The organism is Micromonospora maritima (assembly GCF_902825405.1).
Classification (GTDB): Bacteria; Actinomycetota; Actinomycetes; order Mycobacteriales; family Micromonosporaceae; genus Micromonospora; species Micromonospora maritima.
Genome location: NZ_CADEAU010000253.1, coordinates 1 through 7897, shown reverse-complemented (window position 1 = coordinate 7897; position 7897 = coordinate 1). Strand labels below are relative to the sequence as shown.

Below are 7897 nucleotides of genomic sequence, written 5' to 3'. Positions count from 1 at the left end.
CCGCGCCCGACGGCGACGGCCGCGCCCCCGTCGGCGGTCCCGGCGGCCGGTCGGGTGCCGCCCGGCATCACCTATCCGCTGCGTGGCGGTGGGGGCTTCCGGACCGCCGACACCACCGGCGCGGTGGCCGGCCGCTCCGGTGAGCTGCTGCGCTACCGGGTCGCGGTCGAGGACGGCATCGGCAACGTGGACGTGGAACGCTTCGCCCGACAGGTCGCCGCGACGCTCGCCGACCCGCGTGGCTGGACCGGGGACGGCCGGTGGCGGTTGCAGCGGGTGGGCCGGGACGGGCCGGCGGACTTCACCGTGCTGCTCACCACACCGGTCACCCGGGGCGGGCTCTGCGGCGACCCGACCGACCGCTACACCTCCTGCCGCAACGGCGACCGGGTCGTGATCAACGTGGCCCGCTGGGTGTACGGGGTGTCGCACGTGGCCGACCTCGACCTCTATCGGCAGTACCTGCTCAACCACGAGGTGGGTCACCGGCTGGGCCGGGGGCACGAGCGCTGCCCGCGGGCCGGCGGCCCGGCGCCGGTGATGGTGCAGCAGACGCTCGGGCTGCACGGCTGTGCGCCGAACGCCTGGCCGCTGGTCGGCGGGGAGCCGCTGGCCGGCCCGTCCGGCCAGTACGACGACCCGATCCCGGCCGGGGATCACTGACCGCTGCGGTCCGCGGCCGTCGGTGGTGGGATGGAACCCATGGATTACGTCAAGTTCGGGTCCACCGGCCTGGAGGTGTCCCGGCTCTGCCTGGGATGCATGAGCTACGGCGAGCCCGGCCGGGGTGGCCACCCGTGGTCGCTGCCGGAGGACGCCGCCCGTCCCTTCATCCAGCAGGCGCTGGAGCTGGGTGTCACCTTCTTCGACACCGCCAACGTCTACTCCGACGGCACCAGCGAGGAGATCGTCGGCCGGGCGCTGAAGGACTTCGCCCGGCGCGACGACGTGGTGATCGCGACCAAGGTGCACGGCCGGATGGGGCCGGGACCGAACCGGGGCGGGCTGTCCCGCAAGCACATCATGAGCGAGATCGACGCGAGCCTGCGCCGGCTCGGCACCGACTACGTGGACCTCTACCAGATCCACCGCCTCGACCCAGGGACGCCGATCGAGGAGACGCTTGAGGCACTGCACGACCTGGTCCGGGCCGGCAAGGTCCGCTACCTGGGCGCCTCGTCGATGTACGCGTGGCAGTTCGCCAAGGCGCTCTGGCTCGCCGAGCGGCACGGCTGGACCCGGTTCGTCTCGATGCAGAACCACTACAACCTGCTCTACCGGGAGGAGGAGCGGGAGATGCTGCCGCTCTGCCTGGACCAGGGCGTCGCGGTCATCCCGTGGAGCCCGCTGGCCCGAGGGCTGTTGACCCGGGACCCGCGGGAGCGGACCGCGCGGGCGGAGACCGACGAGTTCGGCCGCACGCTCTACGCGCGTACCGAGGAGCACGACCGGGCGGTCATCGACGCGGTGGCGCGGGTGGCCGAGCAGCGCGGTGTGCCGCGGGCCCAGGTGGCGCTGGCCTGGGTGGCCCGCAACCCGGCGGTGACCGCGCCGATCGTCGGCGCCACCAAGCCGCACCACCTGACCGACGCGGTGGCCGCGCTGGAGCTGGAGCTGACCGACGAGGAGGTGGCGGCGCTGGAGGCGCCGTACGTCCCGCACCCGGTGGCGGGTTTCTAGGGCGGGTCCGCGGGCGGCTCGGGGTCGGGCGCCGGCGGGCCCACCCACCGCACCAGGAGCACGGTGGCGTCGTCGGCGAGCTTGTCGTCCTGGTACGCGAGGATCGCGTGCACCAGGCGGCGGGCGGTCTCCGGCAGCGGCACGTCGTCGGCGAGCGCGCGGACGGCGAAGTCGGTGAGCCGGTCCATCCCGAAGGGCTCGCCGGAGGCGGACCGGGCCTCGATGATCCCGTCGGTGTAGAGGAGCAGGTCGTCCCCGGGTTCCAGGGACTCCTCGGCCACCACCGGCGGGCGTTGGTCGCCGAGCGTGACCGGCAGCGCGGTGGGGGTGGGCAGCACGGCGGCGACCCGGCCCCGGCGCAGCACCAGGCCGTTCGGGTGTCCCGCGGAGATCACCCGGAGCCGGCCGGTGCGCTGGTCGAGTTCGGCCAGCACACCGGTGATCAGGCCGCGCCGGTCGTGCTCGCGGACGGCCGAGTCGATGTGGTGGTAGGTGTCGACGAGGCCGAGGCAGGCCCGCCGGGCGTTGCGGTAGGCGGCCAGCGCCAGGCTGGCCAGCGTGACCGCCCGCATGCCGCCCTGCGAGCCGTGGCCGACCGCGTCGAAGAGCGCCAGGTGGGCGATGTCGCCGTTGACCGCGTAGTCGAACGCGTCGCCGCCGACGTCGTAGCTCGGCTCCAGGATGCCGCTGACGACCATGCTGCCGGTGGAGAAGGTCAGCGGCGGCAGTTGGGCGCGGAGCATCTCGGCGGCCAGCCGCATCGGCGCGCGCCGGCGGACCCGCTCCACCGTGTCGCTGTAGAGCGAACGGGTCACCAGCAGGTCGGCGAGGAGCGTGGCGGCGGTCTGGAAGTCGGGCACCCGGTCCGCCGGCACCGGTGCCGGGGCCAGCACCTCCAGCACGCCGAGGCGTTCGGTGCCGTCGAGCAGCGGCACCCAGAGCCGGGTGGTCGCCGGGTCGCCCGCCGCGCTCGGGTGCGCCTCGCCGGGCTCGGGCCGGACCATCGCGTACGCCCGGCCGGCGAGCGTCCCCTCGACGGGCAGTGCGGCCCGGGCCGGGGAGTCGGCGGCGGGCATGGGCAGCAGCTCCCGCTGCTCGTGGTCGACGAGGTAGAGGAGCATGTCGGTGGCGCCGAGCCGCCGGGCGGCCCGGCGGGCCATGAGCGGCAGGTCCTCCGGCCGGGCGTGCCGCGAGTGCCGTAGCAGGTCGTTCAGGGCGTCGTGCCCACTCATTCCCGAGTCCTCCCGTGCCCTGGTCACCTCACCGGGAGAACGAGGCCCAGATGTTCTTGGTGGTGGCGGTGGAGTACCAGCCGACGTCGAGTGAGATCGACTGGGCCAGGAACAGTCCTCGCCCGCCCGAGTCCATCGGTCGGACGTCGGACAGCTCCGGCACCGAGCTGACGTCGTGGTCGGCCACGTCGAGCAGGAAGCTGTCGTCGGTGGCGAGCAGCGTGACGATGGTGGGCGGGCGCCCGTGCCGGAGCGCGTTGCTGGCCAGTTCGGTGACGACGAGCAGGACCATGTGCGGCACCTCGTCCAGCTGCTCGCCCTGCACCAGGCCGTGGCGGGTCAACGCGTCGCGCAGCGAGGCGCGGACGTCGCGCAGTTGCTCGGGGGTGTCGAGCACCCACCGCTCCAGCTCGGTGGCCTGTGGCGGCGGCGGCGAGGTGCGCAACTGTCCCATGATCTGTTCTTACCCTCCGTAGCGATTTGCTAAGCCCGGCCGGCGCGCGTCGGCACGCCGGCCGGGCTTCGGACGGCATCAGCGACGAAGCAGCGCGAAAACGCCCCAACCAAGATGTTCGCGTTGGAACCGGACGTACCGCAGCGGATCCTCGGTGAGTTCCCACCGCCGACCAGCGCCATGCCGCCCGGTCGCAGCGCGCGGTCGAGCAGCTCCAGGGTGCCCGGGACGCCGCCGCCGATCCAGGTCTCGCCGACGCAGCAGGCCACGTCGACCGGACGCGCCGGGACGTACGCGGCGGCGTCGCCGTGCACGAACCGGACCCGGTCGGCGACGCCCAGCTCGGTGGCGCGGTCCCGGGCGGCGGCGGTGAAGACGGTGCTGATGTCGACCCCGGTGCCGGTGATCCCGTGGTCCCGGGCCCAGGTGCAGAGCAGCTCGCCCTTGCCGCTGCACAGGTCGAGCAGTTCGGCCCCGGGCGCGAGCTTGACCGCCCGGCCCAGCGTGGCCAGTTTGGCCTCGTCGATCGGGTTGAGGACGCGGAGGTCACCCTCGCGGACGGTGAAGCTACGTGGTAGTTCCATTGTGGTCGCTCCGATGGCGGAAGAGGGTTGCGGGCGGGTCGATCCGGTTCGGCGCGGTCGGCACGGGCACCAGAACACCCTCTTCACGGTCTCGGAGTGACGTCGTCCGGGACGCTAGCCCGAGCCTCGGCGGCGGTCCAGGGGTTTCCGGGGTGGGCGGCCCACACCGCCGTCCCGGGCGAGGTGTCGACGCTGCGGATATCCGCTGTGGTCTATGTCACGCTACGGTGCCGGCACGCCGGTCGTCCCACCGGCACTCCGACGGGAGCACACCATGAAGACACCGTGGAAGGCCGTCACCACCCTCGCCGCCGCACTCCTGCTCGTCCTGCCCGGCGGCGTCGCCGCCCGGGCCGCGAGCACGCCCTGGACCAAGACGCCGGTCGCCGGTTCGCTGCGTTCGTACCCGGTCTCGGCGGTCTACGTCGCCGGGGTCTCCTCCGGCGGCTACATGGCCACCCAGCTCCAGGTCGCCTACTCGGCCCGCATCCGGGGCGCGGCGATCTTCGCGGCCGGGCCCTACTACTGCGCGCAGAACACCGTCCCGCAGGCGCTCTACGGCTGCGGCGACAACATCTACCCGACGTACGTGGGCAACCTGGAGGCGTACACCCGCACCTGGGCCGGGTACGGCTGGATCGACGGCACCGGCAACCTCTCCGGCCAGCCGGTGTACGTCTACCACGGCAACAACGACGCCACCGTGAAGAAATCGGTCACCGACGACCTGGTCCGCTACTACCAGGACTTCGGCGCCAGCGTCCGCTACGACTCCGGCAGCGCCGCCGGGCACTCCTGGGTCACGCCCTACGGCACGGTCGGCTGCACCGCCACCGCCTCGCCGTACCTTGCCGACTGCGGCACCGACCCGCAGGGCGCCTTCCTCGGCAAGCTGCTCGGCTCGGTAGCCGCGCCGAACACCGGACCGCTCGGCGGCACCCTGATCCGGTTCGGTCAGGACGGCTTCGCGGTCAACGGCTGGGCCAACGGCCTGAGCATGGACGGCAACGGCTTCGCGTACGTGCCCGCGTCCTGCGCCGCCGGCACCACCTGTCGGCTGCTGGTCGCCCTGCACGGCTGCGCCCAGGGGTACGCCAGGGTCGGCACCGCGTTCGTCGACCGGGCCAACCTCAACCAGTACGCCGACACCAACCGGCTGATCGTGCTCTACCCGCAGGCGACCGCCACCCCGGTCAACCCGAACGGCTGCTGGGACTGGTGGGGATATCTCGGCGCCACGAACTACCCGATCAAGGGCGGTGCCCAGGTCGAGACCGTCATGAACATGGTCCGCCGGCTGGACGGCTGACCCCGGTCGAGGTCCGGCCCACGGATCTGGTGTGGGCCGGACCATACCGACTGGGGTACGGTCACGACATGGTGGTGGAGGAACACTGGTGGAACGGCGTCAGCAACCCGCGCGGGCGGCGCGACGTCTACATCCGCACCGACGGGAGCCAGTGGCAGGTGCAGGCGCAGATCGGCGGCGCCGCCGGCCGGTCCAAGATCCAGCAGTGCCCGAGCCGGGGCTCGGCGAGCATCCTCGCCGGGGCGTGGCGGTCGAGCGGCTCCGGCTGGCGCGCGATGCCGCGCTGACCGGCGCCCGCCGGTCAGTCGCGCCCCCCGTGCACCGCCCGGTCGACAAGTGACTCGGCGACCTCCCGCAGCTTCCGGTTGGAGTCCTGCGAGACCCGGGCCAGGATGGCGAACGCCTCCTCGGCCGAGCACCGCCGCTGGCCCATGATGATGCCCTTGGCCTGCTCGATCACGGCCCGGCTCTGCATCGCCTCCTGCATCTGCTGCGCCAGTGTGGCGGTGCTCTCGTAGAGGTGCACGTTGGCCAGCGCGATGGCGGCGTACCCGGCGAGCGTCTGCGCGAGGTCGACCTGCTCGTCGAAGACCTTCGCGGCCGCGCCGTAGAGGTTGAGCGCACCGACCATGGCCTCCTGGATGGGTAGGCCGATCGAGAGGGAACTCGCGGCGCCCGCCCGGTGGGCCCGGGCGGCCCACTCCGGCCACCGGCTCTCCGCCGCCATGTCCGGCACGAGCATCGCGGCGCCGGTGGTCGCGGCGTCCAGGCACGGGCCCCGGCCCTGCGCGTACTGCCACTCGTCCAGGGTCAGGGCCAGTTCGCCGGTGTGCGCGGCCGTGTACGCGGTCGCCCCCTGAACCAGCGTGACCGAGACCTCGGCCGTGCCCGGGATCGTGTCCTTGGCGACCTGGGCGATGATCGACAACACTACGTCGACGTCGACCTCGTCGTACTTGATCCGCCCGAGTCTGATCAAGGCTGCGGCGAGGTCGGGGTGGGCCTGCGGCATGAGCTGTGACGTCCTTGTAAGAAGCGACGCCGTCGGCCCGGCATCCGGGGACGGCTGGTGGCGGGACGGCCCGCACACACACGGACCGCTGTCCCGATCCGGGCAGGACCGGGGCCGGCGCCGCTTCTTGACGCTCGTTCGTGACGCCCCGCTCGGGGCGTCAGCTGTCGGACAACTCTACGACCCCCGCTGTGTCGGGGGCGACCGGACGTGCCGGCCGACGGTCGACCGCGTCGGGCGGGAAACGGCTGACGACCTCGAACCCGGCAAGCGTGCCGGTGAGGTCGAGCACGCGGCGCACCACGCGCGAGGGGCGGCTCAGCACCAGCCGTCCGCCCCGCCGGTTCAGCAGCCGGCGGGCCCGTACCAGCGCCTCCGTGCCGTGCGCGCCGAAGAAGGTGACCTCCGCGAGGTGGACCACCACCAGCGGCGCGCGTACCCCGGCGACGTTCTCCAGCAGTTCGGTCAGCAGGTGGGCGTTGCTGAGATCGACCTCGCCGGCGACCGAGACCACGGTCACGTCCCCGTGGACCTCGCAGCTCAACCACATGATCGGCTCGTCCGGTCGCCACGCTCCGGACGCGGTCGGGACATGATGACGCCCGAAGGCCGGCAAATCCTCCAACATGGCACCTCCCACACGACGACGACTCGCGCGACGCCCCCGGCCGCGATGCGGCCGTGAGCGGGTGGAGGGCACATGTCTTGACCCGGCTTCCGACGTTACGTCGGTTCACCCGGCTCCGCACGTCGTGGTTTCCGTGTCGGCGCCGGGTCCGGTGGGTAGCTTGGCGATGACCGCCGTCCCCGTCGACAAGGACCCCCATGGCAGCCCCGAGCACGGACCCCGGCGAGGCCCTCGCCGAGCTGAGCCGGATCCGGCTGGACGAGGTGAGCCTGGAGGACGTCCTGCGGCGGGTCGCCGAGCTGGCCAACCAGGCCGTCCCGGGCAGCGCCCACGTCACCGTGACGCTGGCCCAGGGCGGCCGGAACTCCAGCGCCGCCTGCACCAGTGACCTGGCCCGGGACCTCGACGAGTGGCAGTACCGGTACGAGCGTGGGCCCTGCCTGGACGCCGCCGCCAGCGCGGCCAGCGTCTCGCTGCCCGACCTGGCGGTGGAGGAGCGCTGGCCGGACTGGGCCGCCCACGCCCGGGCGGCCGGCATCGGCAGCTCGCTCTCGGTCGGGCTGCCGATCCAGGAGGCGGTCACCGGCGCGCTCAACATGTACGCCGAGAGCCCGCACGCCTTCGACAGCGCGGCCATCCGGAGCGCCGAGAACTTCGCCGCGTACGCCGCCGTCGCGCTGGCCAACGCCCACCTCTACGACAGCGCCGCCACACTGGCCCGGCAGATGCAGGAGGCGATGCGCAGCCGAGCGGTGATCGAGCAGGCCAAGGGCATCATCATGGGCGAACGGCGGTGCTCGGCGGACGAGGCGTTCGCGCTGCTGTCGAAGCTGTCCCAGGACTCCAACCGCAGGGTGCGCGAGGTCGCCGAGGCGCTCGTCGCCAACGCCGCCCGGCGCTGAGTCCCGGCTCCGCCGTGCGGCCCCGTCTGCCGGCCCGGGCCAGCCGCCGCCGCCACCGAGGATTGCCCGGCGACGAAGCGGGTAGGCGCGGCCGTG

General features: G+C 73.1%; 10 protein-coding genes. 5 read left to right on the top strand and 5 right to left on the bottom strand.

All coding sequences use genetic code 11. The features are described from left to right. Both HUW36_RS20640 and HUW36_RS20635 read left to right on the top strand, forming a co-directional pair. Positions 1-663 (top strand): DUF3152 domain-containing protein (locus HUW36_RS20640; RefSeq protein ID WP_246248248.1); only part of this gene is annotated, 663 nt, incomplete at its 5' end. 39 nt (positions 664-702) lie between these two features. Next, positions 703-1680, top strand: coding sequence for an aldo/keto reductase (locus HUW36_RS20635; RefSeq protein WP_174529676.1), 978 nt, complete (start codon positions 703-705; stop codon positions 1678-1680). Here the strand turns inward: HUW36_RS20635 and HUW36_RS20630 are convergent. The 3 genes from HUW36_RS20630 to HUW36_RS20620 are packed head-to-tail and all read right to left on the bottom strand — an operon-like array spanning position 1677 to position 3950. Continuing rightward, on the bottom strand, positions 1677-2912 hold the full coding sequence (locus HUW36_RS20630; protein WP_174529675.1) for a PP2C family protein-serine/threonine phosphatase: 1236 nt from the start codon (positions 2910-2912) through the stop codon (positions 1677-1679). The genes HUW36_RS20635 and HUW36_RS20630 overlap by 4 nt on opposite strands. A gap of 28 nt (positions 2913-2940) precedes the next feature. Continuing rightward, complete coding sequence (locus HUW36_RS20625; RefSeq protein WP_174529674.1) at positions 2941-3366, bottom strand: ATP-binding protein; 426 nt, start codon at positions 3364-3366, stop codon at positions 2941-2943. Between the two features lie 29 nt (positions 3367-3395). Next, complete coding sequence (locus tag HUW36_RS20620) at positions 3396-3950, bottom strand: SAM-dependent methyltransferase (RefSeq protein ID WP_246248247.1); 555 nt, start codon at positions 3948-3950, stop codon at positions 3396-3398. A 274-nt stretch (positions 3951-4224) separates the two neighbouring features. On the opposite strand from HUW36_RS20620, the gene HUW36_RS20615 reads away from it, so the two are divergent. Continuing rightward, entirely contained in the window at positions 4225-5259 is a 1035-nt protein-coding gene (locus HUW36_RS20615; protein WP_174529673.1) for an extracellular catalytic domain type 2 short-chain-length polyhydroxyalkanoate depolymerase, read from the top strand. 68 nt (positions 5260-5327) lie between these two features. Further along, complete coding sequence (locus HUW36_RS20610; protein WP_174529672.1) at positions 5328-5546, top strand: hypothetical protein; 219 nt, start codon at positions 5328-5330, stop codon at positions 5544-5546. Positions 5547-5560: 14 nt separating this feature from the next. Here HUW36_RS20610 and HUW36_RS20605 read toward each other — a convergent pair whose 3' ends face one another. Both HUW36_RS20605 and HUW36_RS20600 read right to left on the bottom strand, forming a co-directional pair. Beyond that, on the bottom strand, positions 5561-6271 hold the full coding sequence (locus tag HUW36_RS20605; protein WP_174529671.1) for a GAF and ANTAR domain-containing protein: 711 nt from the start codon (positions 6269-6271) through the stop codon (positions 5561-5563). A gap of 160 nt (positions 6272-6431) precedes the next feature. Next, positions 6432-6899: an STAS domain-containing protein gene (locus tag HUW36_RS20600; RefSeq protein WP_174529670.1), complete on the bottom strand. Its 468-nt coding sequence runs from the start codon at positions 6897-6899 to the stop codon at positions 6432-6434. A gap of 197 nt (positions 6900-7096) precedes the next feature. Here HUW36_RS20600 and HUW36_RS20595 point away from each other — a divergent pair, with 197 nt between their 5' ends. Next, the gene (locus HUW36_RS20595; protein WP_174529669.1) at positions 7097-7801 is read left to right on the top strand and encodes a GAF and ANTAR domain-containing protein; all 705 of its coding nucleotides are present in this window, start codon (positions 7097-7099) and stop codon (positions 7799-7801) included. Positions 7802-7897: the final 96 nt, after the last annotated feature.

Coding starts and splice junctions, on each gene's coding strand:
- HUW36_RS20610 (WP_174529672.1), top strand. CDS start 5,328: ATGGTGGTGGAGGAACACTGGTGGAACGGCGTCAGCAACCCGCGCGGG.
- HUW36_RS20620 (WP_246248247.1), bottom strand. CDS start 3,950: ATGGAACTACCACGTAGCTTCACCGTCCGCGAGGGTGACCTCCGCGTC.
- HUW36_RS20625 (WP_174529674.1), bottom strand. CDS start 3,366: ATGGGACAGTTGCGCACCTCGCCGCCGCCGCCACAGGCCACCGAGCTG.
- HUW36_RS20635 (WP_174529676.1), top strand. CDS start 703: ATGGATTACGTCAAGTTCGGGTCCACCGGCCTGGAGGTGTCCCGGCTC.
- HUW36_RS20595 (WP_174529669.1), top strand. CDS start 7,097: ATGGCAGCCCCGAGCACGGACCCCGGCGAGGCCCTCGCCGAGCTGAGC.
- HUW36_RS20630 (WP_174529675.1), bottom strand. CDS start 2,912: ATGAGTGGGCACGACGCCCTGAACGACCTGCTACGGCACTCGCGGCAC.
- HUW36_RS20600 (WP_174529670.1), bottom strand. CDS start 6,899: ATGTTGGAGGATTTGCCGGCCTTCGGGCGTCATCATGTCCCGACCGCG.
- HUW36_RS20605 (WP_174529671.1), bottom strand. CDS start 6,271: ATGCCGCAGGCCCACCCCGACCTCGCCGCAGCCTTGATCAGACTCGGG.
- HUW36_RS20615 (WP_174529673.1), top strand. CDS start 4,225: ATGAAGACACCGTGGAAGGCCGTCACCACCCTCGCCGCCGCACTCCTG.